Source organism: Anaeromassilibacillus sp. D41t1_190614_C2, from assembly GCF_015558525.1.
GTDB classification, from domain to species: domain Bacteria; phylum Bacillota; class Clostridia; order Oscillospirales; family Acutalibacteraceae; genus Anaeromassilibacillus; species Anaeromassilibacillus stercoravium.
In genome coordinates this window covers 1-18,912 of the sequence record NZ_JADMOD010000007.1, presented here as the reverse complement: position 1 = coordinate 18,912, position 18,912 = coordinate 1, and the positions used below count along the sequence as shown (strand labels likewise).

13 protein-coding genes are annotated in these 18,912 nt (G+C 53.1%); 8 read left to right on the top strand and 5 right to left on the bottom strand.

Annotated elements, in window-relative coordinates; genetic code table 11:
- Positions 1-4: 4 nt before the first annotated feature.
- From I2G69_RS07040 to I2G69_RS07030, 3 genes are all read right to left on the bottom strand, one after another.
- Positions 5-964, bottom strand: a complete 960-nt coding sequence (locus I2G69_RS07040; RefSeq protein WP_087234830.1) for a PhoH family protein — start codon at positions 962-964, stop codon at positions 5-7.
- A gap of 140 nt (positions 965-1,104) precedes the next feature.
- A complete protein-coding gene (locus tag I2G69_RS07035; RefSeq protein WP_195560501.1) occupies positions 1,105-2,280 on the bottom strand; it encodes a sporulation protein YqfD in 1,176 nt (391 codons plus the stop codon).
- A 33-nt stretch (positions 2,281-2,313) separates the two neighbouring features.
- The gene (locus tag I2G69_RS07030; RefSeq protein ID WP_243252596.1) at positions 2,314-2,574 is read right to left on the bottom strand and encodes a YabP/YqfC family sporulation protein; all 261 of its coding nucleotides are present in this window, start codon (positions 2,572-2,574) and stop codon (positions 2,314-2,316) included.
- A 169-nt stretch (positions 2,575-2,743) separates the two neighbouring features.
- On the opposite strand from I2G69_RS07030, the gene I2G69_RS07025 reads away from it, so the two are divergent.
- The 8 genes from I2G69_RS07025 (at position 2,744) to I2G69_RS06990 (ending at position 11,694) form a co-directional block, all read left to right on the top strand.
- Entirely contained in the window at positions 2,744-3,808 is a 1,065-nt protein-coding gene (locus I2G69_RS07025; protein ID WP_195560500.1) for a sporulation protein, read from the top strand.
- Positions 3,809-3,886: 78 nt separating this feature from the next.
- Positions 3,887-4,108, top strand: a complete 222-nt coding sequence (locus I2G69_RS07020; RefSeq protein ID WP_087235280.1) for a hypothetical protein — start codon at positions 3,887-3,889, stop codon at positions 4,106-4,108.
- Positions 4,109-4,182: 74 nt separating this feature from the next.
- The gene (locus I2G69_RS14520) at positions 4,183-5,193 is read left to right on the top strand and encodes a GNAT family N-acetyltransferase (protein WP_195560499.1); all 1,011 of its coding nucleotides are present in this window, start codon (positions 4,183-4,185) and stop codon (positions 5,191-5,193) included.
- Between the two features lie 109 nt (positions 5,194-5,302).
- A complete protein-coding gene (locus I2G69_RS07010) occupies positions 5,303-6,028 on the top strand; it encodes an ABC transporter ATP-binding protein (protein WP_087235278.1) in 726 nt (241 codons plus the stop codon).
- A complete protein-coding gene (locus I2G69_RS07005; RefSeq protein ID WP_243254901.1) occupies positions 6,025-6,948 on the top strand; it encodes a SufB/SufD family protein in 924 nt (307 codons plus the stop codon). The genes I2G69_RS07010 and I2G69_RS07005 overlap by 4 nt, the downstream gene beginning before the upstream one ends.
- A gap of 231 nt (positions 6,949-7,179) precedes the next feature.
- Positions 7,180-8,109 carry a helix-turn-helix transcriptional regulator gene (locus tag I2G69_RS07000; RefSeq protein ID WP_191362447.1) on the top strand — a complete coding sequence of 310 codons (930 nt, stop codon included), beginning with the start codon at positions 7,180-7,182 and terminating at the stop codon, positions 8,107-8,109.
- A 143-nt stretch (positions 8,110-8,252) separates the two neighbouring features.
- Positions 8,253-9,692, top strand: coding sequence for an FAD-dependent oxidoreductase (locus tag I2G69_RS06995; RefSeq protein WP_191448736.1), 1,440 nt, complete (start codon positions 8,253-8,255; stop codon positions 9,690-9,692).
- Positions 9,685-11,694 carry a thioredoxin domain-containing protein gene (locus I2G69_RS06990; protein WP_191395636.1) on the top strand — a complete coding sequence of 670 codons (2,010 nt, stop codon included), beginning with the start codon at positions 9,685-9,687 and terminating at the stop codon, positions 11,692-11,694. Before I2G69_RS06995 ends, I2G69_RS06990 begins: the two co-directional genes overlap by 8 nt.
- Positions 11,695-12,040: 346 nt before the next feature.
- Here the strand turns inward: I2G69_RS06990 and I2G69_RS06985 are convergent, their stop codons facing one another.
- Both I2G69_RS06985 and I2G69_RS06980 read right to left on the bottom strand, forming a co-directional pair.
- Positions 12,041-17,854 (bottom strand): family 16 glycoside hydrolase, encoded by a 5,814-nt coding sequence (locus I2G69_RS06985; RefSeq protein WP_195560498.1) that lies wholly within the window; start codon positions 17,852-17,854, stop codon positions 12,041-12,043.
- A 777-nt stretch (positions 17,855-18,631) separates the two neighbouring features.
- Positions 18,632-18,912: hypothetical protein (locus tag I2G69_RS06980; protein ID WP_195560497.1), on the bottom strand; the 281-nt coding region annotated here is incomplete at its 5' end.

Genomic DNA, 18,912 nt, shown 5'->3' with positions numbered 1-18,912 from the left:
ATAATTAACGCCTGCCTTCCTGATATTTTTCATACGCTTTGATAATATCCTGCACCAAACGGTGGCGCACCACATCCTTTTCGTTGAATGTGACCTGTGCAATATCGTCCACATTGCGCAGGATTTTGATGGCTTCCTTCAATCCCGAATGACGCCCATCCGGGAGATCGATCTGTGTGACGTCGCCGGTGATGACCATTTTGGAACCAAAACCCAAGCGGGTCAAAAACATTTTCATCTGCTCCGGCGTGGTGTTCTGCGCCTCATCCAAGATGATGAAGCTGTCGTCCAATGTTCTGCCGCGCATATAGGCCAACGGCGCAACCTCAATGTTTCCGCGCTCTACATACCGCTGGTAGGTCTCCGCCCCCAGCATGTCGAACAATGCGTCGTAAAGGGGCCGCAAATAGGGATCCACCTTCTGCTGCAGGTCGCCGGGCAAAAAGCCCAATTTCTCGCCCGCCTCCACCGCTGGGCGGGTGAGGATGATCCGGTTCACCTGCTGGGCGCGGAACGCTGTGACGGCCAGCGCAACGGCCAGGTACGTCTTTCCGGTACCCGCCGGTCCAACGCCGATGGTGATGGTGTTCTCTTTAATCGCGTTGCAATATTTTTTCTGGCCCAGGGTCTTGGGCTTCACCGGCTTGCCCTTCGAGGTAACGCAGATGCAGTCCCCTGCAAGGGTTTCGATCTTTTCCTCCGTCCCCTCGTTGACCAGGGCAATGCAATACCGGATATTCTGTTCGCTCAACACTTCGCCGCGGTTAATCAGGGTCAAGAGGCTCTCGATCACCCGGACGGCCTTTGCCACGTTTTCCGGTTCACCGCTCACCTTGATCTCCGACCCGCGTCCGACCACATTGACGGTATATTCATTTTCGATCAACTTAATATTTTCATCGAAGCTGCCGAAAAGCGCCACGGCCTGCTCCATTCGGTCAATATTGATTCTTTGCTCAAACATCCTTAATCTCCAACCTGGCGCAGCAAAATTTCGATCACACCGGCACCCGCGCCATTCCTTTTCACACCGATCCGAATAAAATGATTATAACACACATAAATTCGTTCGTCATTAATTTGACCGCAAAATTCATAAAAAAATCAAGATTGCAGAAAAACTTCCGACTCTACACCGATATTTTCTTCGCACTCCACATCCACGCGATAGTACAGCACCCCATCCCGGACCTCAACGGTCTCCTTCTGAGCCGTGATCTTGGCGTCCCCGATCTGTTCCTTCTGTTGAATTGCGACGTCCTCGCGCGCCTTTTCCAGCGCCTCCTCCTGGGAGAGCGGCACGGGCTGCCGCGTTTCTTCCACCCAATTCTCCGTATAGAACGAGATGGGCAATAGGGAATCCATCACCTTGAGCCGCACCTGCTCCGCTTCCAGACGGTAGACGCCGTCCGGCTTTCCGGTAAAACTCAGCGGAACCCGCAGGCCAAACAGGGTTGCGCTTCGCCGCGTCACCACATGCCCGGTCTCCTGTACGATCTCCTTTTGCATCTCCACCTGAGTGGTAAAGGTATGTTTGGTCGCGGCGATGATCTTCCCCGCCGCGTGCTTCAGTGTGCTCCGTCCATAGGTGTCCTCCACCACGGCGTTTAAGAGCAATTGGCCTTCCACCACAGCGTCGCCCTCCTTCACCTCCGGTGTGCCGGCATAGACCTCCATGTAAAGGATCTGCCCGGTTGCCTTTGCCAGGATATTACAGGCGCGCTTGTTGGTGTCCAGGTCCGGTTTTTCCGAGAGTTCCTCCAGCTCTATTTGGACGAGGCAACCGGACGTGTTTACGGAAAGCCAGCTCGCCTGCGGGAAGGCGTTCATCAGCTGCTGCTGCAAGAGTTTCGCCTGCACGTCCTTTTTCCATACGCCGGGCTTCAGCCCCAGCTCCGCTGCCACGGATTCGATCTGCTCCGTTGGGATTCCCTCGTTTCCTGAAACCTCCACGCTCCAAACGTGGAGCGACAAAACTTGAATGAGCAGGAAAGCGAGGACCGCTCCCGCCACCAGCCCTTTCCTGCGCCGGAGAAACGCAAGCCGGAACGGCATGCCCCGGCGCTCCTGCACTTTCAAGACGCACTTCGTTTTACGGGCGGCCGGCAGCAAATGGCGGTAACCTCCCGCGAAAATGCAAGCGGTAAACGTTTCATTTTTTTCGATATTCCAAAGGCTGATCCCGCTCCGCGCGCACTGGTTTAAAAATTGTTCCGGCGCGCCGCGTATGGAAAAGCGGACGGTGCCCATCACCCAGCGGAGAGCATGCAATACGATCACGCACAATCCTTCCCTTCCCAGTTTGGATGTGTATTAGGAGAGAAATTCAATCCCGGTAATGAAGCCTTCCACGACTAAGGAATCGGCGGTCAGGCAACGGATCACCAGGCAGCGCCCGGTAAACCGAAGCGTCATCCTCCCGGCACGGACGCGCACCACATCCGTATCGTATTCCAATACTCCCCGGCATCCCTCCAAAACGACCTCATGATTCCCTTTGACCTCCATATATGTGGACATGGGGAGGCTGTTGAATCTCTGTGGTCGCTTGTTTTCGATCTTTTTTTCGGCCAATCCGCCTCACCCCAAACTTTCTCACTTTATATCGTGCTCTCATAAACCTATGCAGCCAAATCCCTAAATAAAACTTTCTATCCAAAAAAGTCCATGCATATGGGTCTGAACGCGGCTCAAAGCATCATATGATTGGGACGAACCTGTTTGAACAAGGGAGGCCCTTTCCATGAAAAAACACTTTGCACGCCTGCTCCTGCCCCTCGGCGTTCTTTGCGCCGCCGCGGCATTGCTCTTTTATCCCACTCAGGCTGCGGCCGGAGCCAAACGAGGGATTGGATACTGTGTGGATATTTTGATCCCCTCCCTTTTCCCTTTTATGGCGCTCTCCGTGTTTGTTGTAAAATCCGGGCTGGCCGCTTCCATGGGCCGGCTTACTGCCGGCCCATGCCGCATCCTCTTTGGATTGCCGGGGAGCGCAGCGGCGGCGATTGTCATGAGCATGGTGGGCGGCTATCCGGTGGGCGCGCGTGCCGTGGCCGCGCTCTGCCAAGAGGGGGAAATCACCCCGCAGGAAGCGGCGCGCATGCTCTGCTTCTGCGTCAACTCCGGCCCCGCGTTCGTCCTCAGTGTGGTGGGGGCGGGCCTTTTGCGCAACGCCCAAGCTGGCGTAATCCTTTTGGCCTCACAGCTCTCCGCGTCCCTGCTCCTGGGGATTCTGTGCAGCTTGGGCGTCTCCCGCAAACAACGCGGGAAAGCTACCTCCCAAAAGGGGATGGGCGCTGCGCAAGCGCTGATCTGCTCTGCTTCCGATGCGGCGCGCTCCATGCTCTCCATGTGCTGCTTTGTCATCTTGTTCGCCGTCTTGCTAGATCTTTTGCGGGTATTTCTTTCCTCCCCCACCGCGTCCACCTTTGTTTCCATTCTGCTGGAGGTGACCGGCGGCTGCAACGATGCGGTGCAGCAGGGCCTCCCCCTATGGGTCCTCTCCTTTGCCATCGGCTGGGGCGGCATCTGCGTGCATTTTCAGATTCTTTCCTCGATCTCCGGCATCCCGATCAGCATACCCCGCTTTATGCTGTTTCGCCTGTTTCACGGCCTGTTGGCGGGCGGGATCACCTTTGGCCTCTGTGTCCTTTTTCCGGAGGCAGCGCCGGCCTTTGGCAACACAACCGCGCCCCTGCACGGCGTCCTAATGGGTTCCGTCCCCGCCGCTGTTGCCATCGTCGGCCTATGCATCCTTCTCCTGCTTCAATGCCGGAAGGACAACCGAATCGAAACTGCAAAGCAATAGTGGAATTTTTGCAGAAATTCTGCTATAATAGTTAGCCTATGGTATGGTTTCAAGGACAACCGGCAAAGGAGATGCAACATGGCCTGGAAAGGGATCAAAAAATTTTTCCGCAGTGATATCGAAGTCCGCTGCGAATACTGTGCACACAGTTCGGATTTTGACGGGGCATGCGTCTGTCAATTGGGGAAGTACCGCACACCGGAAGGCGAATGCCGCAGCTTTTCCTATGATCCGCTCAAGCGCACGCCGCAGAATCTACCGCCGCTGCGCGAATACAATCCGGAAGATTTCAAACTATAATTTCGTGCCCGGCCACCCCTGGATGTCACGCCGCCGGGGATGCCGGGCATTTGCACAAAGGAAGGAAATAAACGATGGACAAGCCAACCCCTGCACAAAACTCGTTTCACATCCGCTTTGCACAAGAAGCGGATATTTCCGCCATCTTAGGATTTATTCACGCCCTGGCAGATTACGAGCACATGTCCGACCAGGTAATCGCGGACGACGCCCTGCTGCGGGAATGGATTTTTGAGAAGAAAAAGGCCGAGGTTCTGATCGGCGAGGAACAAGGGTTTCCGGTCGGCATGGCCCTCTTTTTCCACAATTTTTCCACCTTCTTGGGGCGCGCGGGCATCTATTTGGAGGACCTGTTTGTCCTGCCGGAAAAGCGCGGAAATGGCTATGGCAAAGCCCTGTTGGAGCGCCTCGCGGCCATCACCGTTGCACGTGGCTGCGGGCGGCTGGAATGGAGCTGCCTCGACTGGAACCAGCCGAGCATCGATTTTTACCGGTCTATGGGAGCGGTGCCCATGAGCGAATGGACAACCTACCGTCTCACAGGGGATACGCTGCGCACGGTCGCGCGCCAAAGTATCGCGCAGCGTTTGGAGCTCCGCCCGCTGGATGAAACACTCCTGGAGGAATATGGCCGCCTGCATGCGTTGTCCTGGCGTTCTGTGTATCGCGGGATATTGCCGGATGATTTTCTCGAGCAGGAATACACGCCGGAAAAGAGGACCGCCGCTCTGCGCAAATCCTGGGAAAATCGTTCCAATGAGCAATTTTACATCGTTTATGTGGACGGCGTCCCCGCTGGCATGTTGGCCTTCTGCCCCACAGAGGATGCCAACGTTGGGGATGTGAAGGGCCTGTATCTTCTCCCTCCATTTCAAGGGCAGGGATTTGGCCGCGCGTTGATGGATTGGGCCTTGGAGAAACTAAAGGCGCTCGGCTGCCGGGAGGCAATCCTCTGGGTACTGGAAGAAAATCAACCGGCGCGCGCTTTCTACGCCCACTACGGTTTCCTTCCGGACGAAGGCCGCCAAGAGTTGACGCTGGGGAAACCGGTCACCATCGTGCGCTACCGCAAACAAATTGCGTAGATGCATTGCCTTTTCTGCATGGCATTGGTATAATAGAGATAAATTGGAGTAAATTTATCTACAATAAAAGGGTACGCCCCTTTCCGGCGGTCCCTTTGGAGGAATTTTTATGCTGGAATTAAAAAATATATCTCTCAACCTTGCCGATAGCAAGGACATTTTAAACGACGTTTCCCTCAATGTGGAGAGTGGAAAATTCGTCGTGATCACTGGGCCAAACGGCGGCGGAAAGTCCACATTGGCAAAGATCGTCGCCGGCATTTTCAAGCCGACGTCCGGCCAGATTCTCTTTGACGGCCAGGATATTACCAACGCCAGCATCACAGATCGTGCGCGTATGGGGATCAGCTATGCATTTCAGCAGCCGGTCCGCTTCAAGGGTATCAAGGTGCGCGACCTCATCACGCTGGCTGCCGGCCGGGAATTGACCACCTCCGGGGTGTGCGAATATCTCTCGGAAGTCGGCCTTTGCGCGCGCGACTATGTGGACCGTGAGGTCAACGCAAGCCTTTCCGGCGGCGAAATCAAGCGCATCGAGATCGCCATGGTCATGGCGCGCGGGACAAAGCTCTCTATTTTTGACGAGCCGGAGGCCGGCATCGACCTGTGGAGCTTCCAAAATTTGATTCAGGTATTCCGTAAGCTGCACGACGGCATCCACGGTTCGTCGATCATCATCATTTCCCATCAGGAGCGCATCATGGAAATTGCCGACGAAATCGTGGTGCTTTCCAACGGAAAAGTCTTGACGCAGGGGACGCGCGAGGAAGTGCTGCCCAAGCTGCTGGGCGGAACAGATACCTGCCATTTCTGCCCGCGAGAGGAGGGTGTATGATGGACAACATTGCAAAAAAGTTATTGGAATTGGTCGCCGATTGGAAGGGCGAACCGACGAAATCGGCTTTTAATATCCGCGAAGATTCGGAATGTGCCGGACGGCAAAATACAGAAAACGTCCGCATCGAATCCAAGACGGACCGCCCTGGCATCGATATCATCGTCAAGAACAACACCAAAGGCGAAAAGATCTACATCCCCGCGCTGGTCACGCACAGCGGTGTCAAGGACTTGGTCTACAATGATTTTTACATCGGAGAAAATGCCGATGTGACAATCGTCGCCGGCTGCGGCGTCAATTCCGACGGCTGCGACGGTGCGGAGCACAACGGCATCCACCGCTTTTTCCTCGAAAAAAATGCACGGGTCGTCTATGTGGAGAAACATATCGGCATGGGCGAGGGTACGGGTGAACGCATCATCAACCCGCAGACATATATCGAAGCGGCGGAAGACAGCTATATGGAGATGGAAACCACCCAAATCAAGGGTGTGGATTCCACCAAGCGCTTCTCGAAGGCCATTTTGCAGGATCGCGCAAAGTTGGTCATTAAGGAAAAAATCATGACGCACGGCAAGCAGTATGCGGAGACAAGCTTTGAGGTTGATCTGAATGGGACGGATTCCAGCGCGCATCTCGTCTCGCGTTCGGTTGCGCGCGACGATTCGAAACAGCTCTTCCTCTCCAAGGTGAACGGCAACGCCAAGTGCGCCGGGCATTCGGAATGCGACGCCATCATCATGGACAACGGTTGTGTGAGCGCGATTCCGGAAATCAGCGCCAATTGCGTGGATGCTGCCCTGATCCATGAAGCGGCAATCGGCAAGATTGCCGGCGAGCAGTTGATCAAACTCATGACGCTCGGTTTGACGGAAAAGGAAGCCGAAACACGCATCGTGGAAGGATTTTTGGAATAAGCATAGATTCGCTCAATGGAAGCACCATCGGATTCGCTGTCTGCACATTCGATGGTGCTTTTGTTATGTCGTGTTAATGACAAAATTTCTCTGCAAGCCTCCTTTTTCAATGTATATTTTACATAGTAATCTATTGAAAATTTTAAAATTTTAGTGTAAAATGTTTCTATCGATCATATCCTTAAACGGCTTTAAGGGAACGAAACCAAGCAAAAGAAATGTGGTGAGGACATGGATGTTTTTAGCCCGCTGGTCAATCAAGGAATCGCACTCGATTATTTAATTTCTGTACATTATTATGAATTTACACAGGACTTCTCTTCCCCAAAAGTTGCACATGACTGCTGGGAGTTTCTTTATGTGGACAATGGGCAAGTTGAAGTGTCTACGGAACATGCCATCTATCTTCTTCGGAAGGGGGATATTATCTTCCATAAACCGGAGGAGGTCCACAGCATATCGGTCCGGGGAGCGCATACACCCAACTTAATTCTGGTTAATTTTTGTTGCCATTCCCCCGCCATGCGTTTCTTCGAGCACAAAATTCTTCGTGTGAGCGATTCGGAAAGCCTGCTCTTGGCGGCCATGATCCGCGAGGCGCGCAATGCATACGCGACTCCTTTGGACGCTCCGCCTTCGCAACCCTTAGAGCGGCGCGAAAACGCTCCCTTTGGGGCGGAACAACTGATTCGAATCAGCCTGGAACAAATGCTGATCGACCTGATTCGAAAAGGGAATATCGTCGATGCAAATTTAAAAATTAGTTCCTCCATCCGCGAAAAGGCCAACCAGGACACCTTCACCAAAATCATCACGTATTTGGAGAACAATGTTCACCGCAGCCTCACATTGGATGATGTATGCCAGGACAATTTGATCGGCCGCTCGAACCTGCAAAAAATGTTTCGCGCCAAAACGGGAGGCGGGGTGATGGAATACTTTTGCCGGCTCAAGATTGAGGCCGCCAAACGGCTGATCCGCCAGGGCGGGCAAAACTTCACAGAGATTGCACACGCGCTTGGGTTCTCCACCATCCATTATTTTTCCCGCCGGTTTAAGGCCATCACAGGAATGACCCCGACGGAATACGCCTCCTCCGTCAAGCTGCGCGCAGAGGAAGACGTCTCTGTCGAGGGGCCTTCCGTCCAGATTGCCACCTGACCCTTCCAATCCACTGTATATTTTTTCCGCCCTTTCAAAGACTAGAAGTATCACTTCTTTATGGAAGGGCGGTTTTTTATGTATCAAACAGATTTCTTTCCTCTCTTTTCCCAAAAGGATGGAAGGGAGGCGTTTCGTTCTTGATGGAGTCGCTTTGGAGTAAAACAACGGATATGCCCGCTTATCCCCCACTGCGCGGAGAGCTCCGTGCAGATGTCGCGGTAATCGGCGGGGGAATGGCGGGCATTTTAATTGCCTACTTTCTCGCAAAAGCAGGGCTTCACCCGGTGGTCCTGGAAGCCGAGCGGATAGGAAGCGGGCAAACCAAAAATACTACCGCCAAAATCACCTCCCAACATGGTTTGCTCTATGCCCGCCTAGTCGAACAATTTGGCGAAGAATTGGCTCAGCAGTACGCACACGCCAATCAAAAGGCATTGGAACACTACCGCACTCTGATCGCGGAACTGGACATTGACTGTGCATTCACCCAATGTCCTGCCTATTTGTATTCCACCCTGGAAGAGGAACCCCTCGTCCGGGAGGCACAAGTGGCCAGAAGGCTGGGCATCGAGGCAAACTTTACTAGGCGTACCGAACTCCCTTTTTCGGTCCGCGCTGCGGTCCGCTTTGACGGACAGGCGCGTTTCCACCCCCTGCACTTTTTGCGGGTAATCGCTTCCCATTTGGAAATTTACGAGCATACGCCCGTCCAATCGGTAGAAGAGCATCGCCTTTTGACGCCGCATGGGGTGGTGATGGCCGAAACGATTGTTTTTGCCTGCCATTACCCCTTTCTTAACATGCCGGGATATTATTTTATGCGCATGCATCAGGAGCGCAGCTATGTGCTGGCATTGGAAAATACCGCTAAGATGGAAGGAATGTATCTTGGTATCGACGAGAACGGGCTTTCCTTCCGGCCGGATGAAAATGTACTCCTTCTCGGCGGGGGAAGCCACCGCACCGGAGAAAATGCCGCAGGCGGGCGATATGCCCGTCTGCGCCGGCTGGCACAGCGCTATTGGCCGGAAAGCCGTGAAATTGCCGCCTGGTCTGCACAGGATTGCATGACCTTGGATGGCGTTCCCTACATCGGCCCGTTCTCCTCCTCAACGCCCCATTGGTATGTCGCCACAGGGTTCCAAAAATGGGGAATGACTTCCTCCATGGTGGCGGCACAGATTTTGACCAGCCAAATCATGGGACGAAACCATCCGGACGCCGAAGTCTTCTCTCCACAGCGGTTCAAGCCCTCTGCATCTGCCAAAATGCTGATCGAGGAAACAGCGCATGCAACCGCCGGGTTGTCGCGTACCTTCTTCAATCCACCGCGCGCGGAGCTGGACGCCCTCTCGCCAGGACACGGCGGAATTGTAGAATACGACGGCAAAAAAGCGGGCGTATATAAAGACGAACACGGGGAGATTTTCGTCGTGTCTGTGCAATGCCCGCATCTGGGTTGCCAATTGGAATGGAATTCGGACGAAAAAAGCTGGGACTGCCCTTGCCATGGCTCCCGGTTCGATTATAAAGGCAATCTTCTGGATAATCCCGCACAGGAGGATCTTCCCCATGCATGAAAATCATCTGATCCATGAAAAATCGCCCTATCTTTTGCAGCATGCCCACAACCCGGTGGATTGGTATCCCTGGGGGCCGGAGGCGTTCCGTGTAGCAAAGCAAAACAACCTGCCCATCTTTTTGAGCATCGGCTATTCCACCTGTCATTGGTGCCATGTGATGGAACATGAATCCTTTGAGGATGAAGAGGTTGCCGATCTGCTAAATCAACAGTTTATCTCCATCAAAGTAGACCGTGAGGAGCGCCCCGACATCGACACGGTCTACATGGAGGTTTGCCAGTCGCTTACCGGTTCCGGTGGTTGGCCCCTCACGATTTTGATGACACCTGCACAAAAGCCCTTTTTCGCTGGAACGTACCTCCCTAAACATGCCCAATATGGAACAGCGGGGCTTATAGAGCTGCTGCAAGAGGTTTCTAAGCTCTGGCGTGAACAACCGGAGATGCTTTTACATTCCAGCGAGCAAATCGCCGCGGAACTCCAAGAACGCTCCGCGCAGTTTCACAGGGCAGCCGAGCCAAGTTTGTCTTTATCCGACCGGGCGGTTCGCCAATTACAGGATCGTTTCGACCCCCACTATGGAGGATTCGGGGCCGCGCCCAAATTTCCGATGTGCCACAATTTGCTCTTTTTGCTTCGGTATGCGGCGCGGACAAAAAATCGCAAAGTGCAAGAAATGGCTCTCCAAACGCTCGGCCACATGTATCGCGGCGGCCTCTTTGACCATATCGGAGGCGGCTGTTCCCGCTATTCCACGGACCGTCGTTGGCTCATTCCGCATTTCGAAAAGATGCTCTATGACAACGCGCTTCTCGCCTATACCACGCTGGAGGCATTTCAAATGACCAGCCGCTCCTTTTTCCGTACGATGGCAGAGCAGACGCTCCAATATCTCTTGCGGGAATTGACCTCCCCGGAGGGAGGGTTCTACTGCGGGCAGGATGCGGACAGTGACGGAAAGGAAGGGGCATATTACGGATTCACGCCGCAGGAAATCGAGCATCTACTTGGCCCCAAGGATAGCGCTGCTTTCTGTGCGTATTTCGGGATCACACCCCGTGGAAACTTTGAAGGACAGAATCTTCCCAATCTCTTGGATCATCCGCTTTACACGGAGCCGCCCGCAGAGATAGAAAGCCTTTGCAAAACCGTCTACCAGTACCGCCTCTCCCGCCTGGAATTGCATCTGGACGATAAGATTTTGACCTCTTGGAATGCTCTGGCGATTGTAGCCTTCACGAAGGCTTATACTGTTTTGGATGACGTCCGCTATTTAGAAGCTGCGCAACAAGCGCACGCATTTCTGCAAAGGCATCTGCGCACGGCCGACAGCCGCCTTCTGGTGCGCTGGCGGGCAGGAGAAGCGGCCTATCCAGGGCAATTGGATGATTATGCCTATTACGCCTGGGCATTGCTTGAATTGTACCATACAACCTTTGATTTTTCCTATTTTGACGAAGCGGTTACGCTTGCCACAACGATGGTTCATTCCTTTTTCGACAACCAACACGGTGGTTTTTACTTTTATGCATCGGATGCAGAACAACTGCTGACCCGCCCCAAGGAATTCTATGACGGTGCGCTTCCTTCCGGCAACGCGGTGGCAACGCTTGTGCTGGTTCGTCTGGCTGCGCTGACGAATGAACCAGATTGGCGCACGTATGCGGATCTTCAGCTTCGTTTTCTCGCAGGGAATATTGCCGATTTTTCCATGGCGCATTGTTTTGCACTTTTGGCGTTGGAAGAGGCCTTAGATCCGCCAAAGAGCCTCTTATGTTCTACCGTTGGTTCTGTCCCGTCCGAGGCCCAACCGTTTCTTCGAAAGCAACCTATCCATATCTTGGTGAAAAACACAAATAATGCACCGGCCTTGGAAAAAATTGCTCCATATACCGCGAATTATCCTATCCCGGCAAACGGTGTGATGTATTATCTATGCCGAAATGGGGCTTGTCTGGCGCCGGTAGAGCAACTGGAACAACTGAAAGAAATGCTATGAACACTTCATCGTAGCAAGAAATCCTATGGAAAATCGGAAAGTCTTTGTCCGTATTCCTATCGATGAAGCAGATGATTCTGCTCCCTGAGCCAAAATTTTTCTAAAAACAGCAAGGACCCAGCCTCGGAGTTCCGAGGACTGGGTCCTTGCCGTTTTCAGGGAAAGGCAGTGCCCTTTCCCCTTTATTCTAGTATCTTCGATTATCCAATCGGACGCACAGCGGGCACACAGTGCCTTTCGCGCCTACGGCGGACGCACAGCGTCTTTCGCGCCTACGGCGTTCCCTACGAAAGCAAACTGCGAGGAGTTCGCTTTTTGCTCCACATTGAAAGCCCTAAGGAAATACTTAGCCAATCGTTACCGTGCAGTGTTTTGTAGCGTTCTGACCCGGCAGGGTGGTGTAAACGCCCGTGCTCTGGCCCGGCGTGCCGATGGCATAGACTCTGTAGTAGTAGTCGTTGCCAACCTTCGCCACGAACTGCGTCTTCAGCACATCGCCGTTGCCGGCCGTGAAGCTCGGCGCCATGGCGTTGCCGTTCACGACCGTCATCTTGAAGCAGTACGCGCTGCCTCTCTTCAAGGTGAAGTTCACCGTCGTATCGGAAACCACATACGCATTCGCTGCCACGCTCTGGCTTGCAGATACAACGCCCGCTGCGCCGTATGCGTTGCCGATGTTGGCAGACGTGCTGCCCTTCGAACTCGTGGAGGTTCTCTTCTCGACCAGGCCGTCGATGCTGTTCTCCAGCACTTCGACTGCATCCGCAACCTCTTCTTCGGTCGCCTGGTCGTCGTTCAAAACTGCCTTTGCCGTGCTCAATGCGGCCTTCATCGTTGCCACGCTCTTCGTCGTGTACTTATTGGTATTGATTGCCTCGGCTTCCCCGATCAATGCTTCCAGCGCATCCTTATCCGGGATCAGGCGCAGGGCGGAAATCGCTGCCGTAAGGTCTTTCACTGCGGTGTCCACAGCATCCTGCGTCGCATTCGGGTTGTCCAGCACGGTCTTCGCTTCGGCCAGGATGGTCTCAAAGCTCGTCCATGCGTCGTTCTGGATGTACTGATCCGCATTTGCAACAATGCTGTCGCCCTTGGTGACCAGTGCTTCCAATTCGCTGATGTCTGCGCGGAAAACCAAGCCGTAAATCGCGTCATACAGCGCATCCACTGCTGCGGTGATGTCCGCTTCCAGAACTTCCTCGTCGTCCATCAGGTCAGCAGCTGCTGCATACGCTTCGTCCAGCGCTGCCAGGCTGTCCGGCGTGAACAGGTCGCGGTTGATGGACTCTGCGATCTCCATCGGGATTTCCAGCTGGCTCTTATCGCCTGCGACAAAGCTCAGATAATGCAGTGCGTCGATCAAGTTGCTCCATGCGGTGTTGATCTCGTCCTGCGTTGCGGTCTTCTTGGCTTCGACGTCCTTCGCCGCCTTCAAAGCCGCTTCGTACTTTTCCTTTACGGACGGAACAGCTGCATCGGCCTCGTCCGCCCTGCCCTCTGCAATCTCAATTGCCGCGCGCAGGTTCTGTTTGTCAACGACCGTGAAGCCAAGCTCAATTGTGGTGTCCGCGTTCGGCATAGCCGCGCTGTAGACATACTCGGTAACGTCAAAGTTCTCTTCCGCCACCGCTTCGCCATTCACGGTGATGCCTGCGATCTCGCGGCCTTCCACGCTCGGTGCAAAAGCCAGATTGAGTTCGGTGTCCGCCATCACGTTGGCCGAATACTTGCCCAGCAGGTTTGCAATCGTCTGCTTTTCGCCGTCGATGCTCAGTTCCACCGTCTTCGGGAAGGTGACGGTCAGCGTATGCTCGCTCGGCACGTCCGGCTCATTGGGGAAGTCCGGGGAATTCGGCGTGGTCATGGCTGCATAAAGAATGCTCCTTGCAATGCAGACTGCCATCTGGCTGGCATTTTCTGGGAGTGCTTCCGCATCTGCAATGGCGCGCTCCAAACGGGCCAGGCTGGTTTCAGTAAAGTTGGATGTGTCAACTGCCTTTGCCTGTGCCAAAACATCCACTAGTTTCTCGCGGTCTTCCATGGTATCCGCGCGGAAATCGGTCGTGATTTCCAATTCTTCCGAGTTTGCAATCACCGTATTGTCCTTGAGAGCAACAAACTTCACATAATAGGTCCCCGCCTCTGGAACGGTGAAAGCGACTTTGTCCTTCGCATGGCTTGGGTGATGCGCAATATTGGTTTCCTCATGGGTGTAAACACCTGGCTCGGTTCCATATAGCACTTTATAACTGTTTGCGCCGGAATTCAGCGGATAGTAAGCCATCAGGGTATTGTACGCGGAAGTGACATCTACATCCAATACAGTGGGTTTCTGCATTTCCTCCAGCTCTTCCGCACTTAGAGGCCGCACAAGGACGTTATCCACATCAAAGCTGCGCTGATAACTGCGCATACCGATTTTGCCGGTTTGATAGCGGCTATTTGCATCTGCCCAACGGTATACCAATTCTCCATCGATGTAGAATTGGAAGGTATCATGCCATGCAATGACCTGAAGCGTGTGGGGTTCTCCCACTTTAAAGTCAAATCCTTCTTCTCTGGCCAACTGATACCAATTTCCATCGCCATAGCCCATAATCCAATAATTGTGTCCGATGCCAAAATAATATCCATGGAAATTATTGGCTCCAGCGCCTTCATTGGTACTGCGGAAAATAATACCGGCATTTTGTGTGTTATCCTGTGTCAACGTGATGTCGGCCTTGACAACATAATCGCTCCATGTATCGTCTCCCGCCATTGCTTTGACGTCGCCGTCTGAACCAAAGTGCAACAATCCATCGGAAATCTGAATTTTGTCAGTTGCACCATGCTTCGTCCAAGCGGCATTAGAAGCGTCTACATCGGAAAAATCATCCGAGAAATTCGCTTCGACATAAGGTGGATATTCCGAATCAGGCTGATCATCCTCATTTACAAAACCTTCAAAGACCTTCAAATCCTCTTCTGTCACCGGACGGACTTGGACTCCATTCGCCGTAAAGGCTTCTTTCCAAGAGCGGAAACCAACGGTTCCAACCGCATAACGGCTATCATGGAAGCGGTATACCAGCTCGTCGTCTACATAGACTGCAAAGTACTCATCGCGGGCGACTACCTTAATGGTGTAAGTCTGGCCTGCCTGGAAATCGCGCGGAATCCCAGCAAGCTGGTTCCAGCCTCCGTCAGCATAGCCTATCACAATACCATTTTTGCCGATACCGGCGTAGTATCCATAATATTCATCCGCATTGTTGCCGAACTTTGTTCCGCGGAAAATCAGCCCTACATCCCGGTATTCGTTTTTATCAATGGTAACTTGTGCTTCTGCAACATAGTCCGACCAATCGTAAGCTTCTTCCAGATCCAAAACCGCTTTTACGCGCTCGCCTACTCCGAAATGAATTTGCGAGCGGTTGTCCGGTGTTTCCTGGATTTCTACCAAACCTTCCGGATCATACAGAAGCCAATCGCGTTCTGTATCTTCGACGGTTCCAAATCCGGTATAAGAGGCCTGTGGTACATCGGGATTTGGCTTTAGAATATCCTCCGAACCAGGTTCAACAGCGCATTCGGCTGTAACTTCTTCGCCCTTAATAACGGCTGCAATCCGTACAAAACAGGTCTCTTCTGGATCAATGCCTGAAAGTGTGATCGTCCCTGTTTCAAACCCAGTGACCGTGTTGGTATAGACCCCTTCCTGCGTTCCATATTCCACGCGGAACGGCGTCTCCTGGGGATCAAGGTTTGTAATGACCTTCACCACATCGTCCGAACGCTTTGTGTGGACAATCTTGATGGTATCCACTGTCCGGCGAATCGGAATCACTTCGATCTGATCGGCCCGTGCATCCACCAAACGGATATTGTTGTATTGGCCGGCATCAAAACGGAGGTCTCCGGGGATCAATCCCTTCAGGTTTTCAATGGTCGCCGGTCCGGAAGAAAGATCGATCTCCTGAGAATATTTTCCGTTAATGATGACGCTTCCCGTTCCCTCGCCGCGAATTTCCAGGGTATAGTCGCGCGCTGCGGGTACCACAACATTGTCAAATTCCTGATAAGTAGTTCCATGGACTGTAACTTCCTTCGCATCCACATCCGCTGTCTTTATGATTGTATCGGAAGGTTCTCCGATTTTGGGGAAGTGGGTAACACGCAGGCGGCCGCATCCATAGGGAATCAGCTCGATATCCTCGACCAAGCTTTCATCGTATGGGGTCGGGCCAAAGGGCTGCGGGCCGGCGATATTACCGTCCAACGTCCAAGACGGGATGATCTGGCCTTTCCCTTTTAGGATAACGGGCGCATTGTCCACACTAAAGGGCTGAAGCGCCACATCTTCTGCTTCCACAAGCTCGAAGCTCTCCGCTGGATTTTCCCGGTTGACAATCAATCCATAGTTCCAACGGCTTGCCGGATAAATTTCACGCAGAGGGGACTGCTCCTGATGTGCCTGCTGAATGTCGCGGGCGTCGTTGCTGTCTTCTGTGCGCCAATCTTCTTCAATCTTGAGGCTGAAAATCAGGGGGCCTTTTTCCACAGCAACCGAATCGTTGTACCAGGTGGAGGTCTCCAATTCGCTCGGCAGGCGTACGTCGACTTCATCACCGGCTTGCCAGTCGCGTTTGATGGTATAATATTCGCCGGTAATAACGCCTTCCTGTTCCTCTCCATTGACCGAAACTTCCGGAGCTTCGCACCATTCCGGAATGCGCAGTTTTAGTTCAAATTCCGCGGTTTCCCCGTTGTAAGTCAGGTGGATTGCATCCTTAAAGGGGTAATCCGTTTCCTGCACAAATTGTGCCGTTTTTCCGTCTGCAACCTTAGCGGTCACACTGTTTGGCCCGTAGGCCACCAGCGCAAGCCCATTGTCCTCTGTTGCCATCCACATATTTTGGACAAATTTTGGCCATCCCATGTGGCAGTTCGGGAAACAGCATTCGTACCCGGCCGGAGCGCCATAAGCGATGTCATCTCCGTGGTCACAATCGAACTCATGGTATCCCACTGTGGAGATCACCTGGTTTTGCAGCTGATAATAGCACTGTCCACTGAAGTCCGGCGTAAAGCAAGCGGGCAGCGAATTGTATGCCAAGCGTTCCATGTGATCCGCCGTCCAGACGTCTCCAAAGATACGCTCCGATATTTCCGCTGTCAACAATCCTTCCACCACGCTGCACGTCTCATTGCCGCGTGTCGAACGATTATCCCTAGCCCGTTCATCGGCATTGGGCTGATTGTCAATTCGGCCATGATCCACACTATAATTGAAAATACCATTACGATAGGCGACTTTATCCGCCTCATCGCCGCTAAGCTGATAATAAACCGGCGGCGCTTTGATTCCCTGTGTGGTATTGACTACATGCTCGCGTATTGTCGTATTGTTGCATTTGTCCTGCCAATCCCAGGTTTGCTCATAGAGCAACGTTCCCAGATCGAGCAGCCACTGGCTGGCTTCCGGGTCTGCGGGATCATATACCTGGTTATAAAACCAGAAAACACATTCGAGATTGTCTCCCCCGCGGGCGTCGCCCCAATCGCTGAGGGGCCGGTTGGGAAGTTCTTTTGCCTGATAACGGTAGTATTTTTCAAAGAAAGGCAGTACCCGCTCATCCGGATTCCCTTGGTGAACGGTAGCCTCATAATAATCGCGCATTCCCATCAGGGCAGGCATACGGGACCACCAATTTCCCAGGCTGCTGGTGGGGCCAAAAGCGCCTGACTCCGTCTGGCTGCTTAAAATCGCCTCCACCCATTGCTGCGCCTCTTCTTTTAATTCGGCATCATCTAACGCATACGCCAATGCCACCAACCCGCGGAAGAAGTAGGTGCCTTTTTCCCAGTTATCCCCGCTCTGGTGGTTGAGCCATTCACTGGTCTCATAGTTGTAATTGTTGAATTTTTTCATATTGCCGGTCAAATTGTCCTTTTGCAGCAAAAGCTGGTTCTCCAACCAGTCACGCGCTTTTACTGCTCCCAGAGGCAGCTGCACCAGCGGGGTTTCCAACAACTCTCCCTGATTGGAAACATAATTAACATTTCCACGTCGGGAGGACTCCGCTTCGGCGGAAGCTGGTACTGCCATACTACAAAGCATGGATACTGCCAGAACGCAGGCCGAGACCCGCCGCCAAAGCTTTCCAGTTTTTTTCATAAAATTCACTCCTCCTATTCAAATTTTGGCATCCTTATGCCAATTTTACGTCTATCAGTATAGCAGTCTAACGCGCACGAGTATTTACAGTTTTCCTGGATTCTTTTACAATTTTTTATGCATTTTGGGATTCACTATCTAACCAGAAACGCTGTTCAATGCATACGATTCCTAACCTTTTGAGCGAGCCAATCTGTAAAATATAATAAAAACACAAAAGGCCCCCGCCCCAGAAATTCTCCCGGGGTGAGGGCCTTGCTGTTTATTAGGGGACGCACGGCGTCTTTCGCGGACCTCCGGTCGGGACGCGGGCACACAGTGCCTTCCGCGCCTACGGCGTTCCCTACGAAAGCAAACTGCGAGGAGTTTACTTTCCGCTCCACAGGGAAAGTCCTACAAGAACAAGGGGAAAAACGCCTAAAGACACAGGAAGCCATCGTTCTGCATCCGATCTGAAAAAGAAAAGCATGGAATATAGAAAAGGGCCCAGCCTCGGGAAAACTCCCGGACTGGGCCCTCGTTGCTTATAGGGAAGGACCTCCAGTCGGGACACGCCTCTGGCGGCAACCACGAAAGTAAACCGCGATTATGGCGTGTTTCGCTCCACAAGGGAGTGTCCTTTAGAAGCATTTATCCAATCGTCACCGTGCAATGCTTGACGGGACGTTCAACGTCTTACGCGGACGCGCAGCGTCTTTCGCGCCTACGGCGGCAACCACGGAAGCAAACCGCGATTGGTTTGTTTTGTGCTCCACGTAGGAAGTCCTACGAAAGCTCCTACGCAATCGTTACTGCACAGTGTTTCACTGGGGCATTGCCCGGCAGGGTGGTGTAAACGCCCGTGCTCTGGCCCGGCGTGCCGATCGCATAGACTCTGTAGTAGTAGTCGTTGCCGATCTTCGCCACGAACTGCGTCTTCAGCACTTCACCGTTGCCGACCGTGAAGTTCGGCGTCATGGCGTTGCCGTTGACCACCGTCATCTTGAAGCAGTATGCGCTGCCTCTCTTCAGATTGAAGTTGACCGTCGTGTCGGAAACCACATACGCCTTCTGGCTGA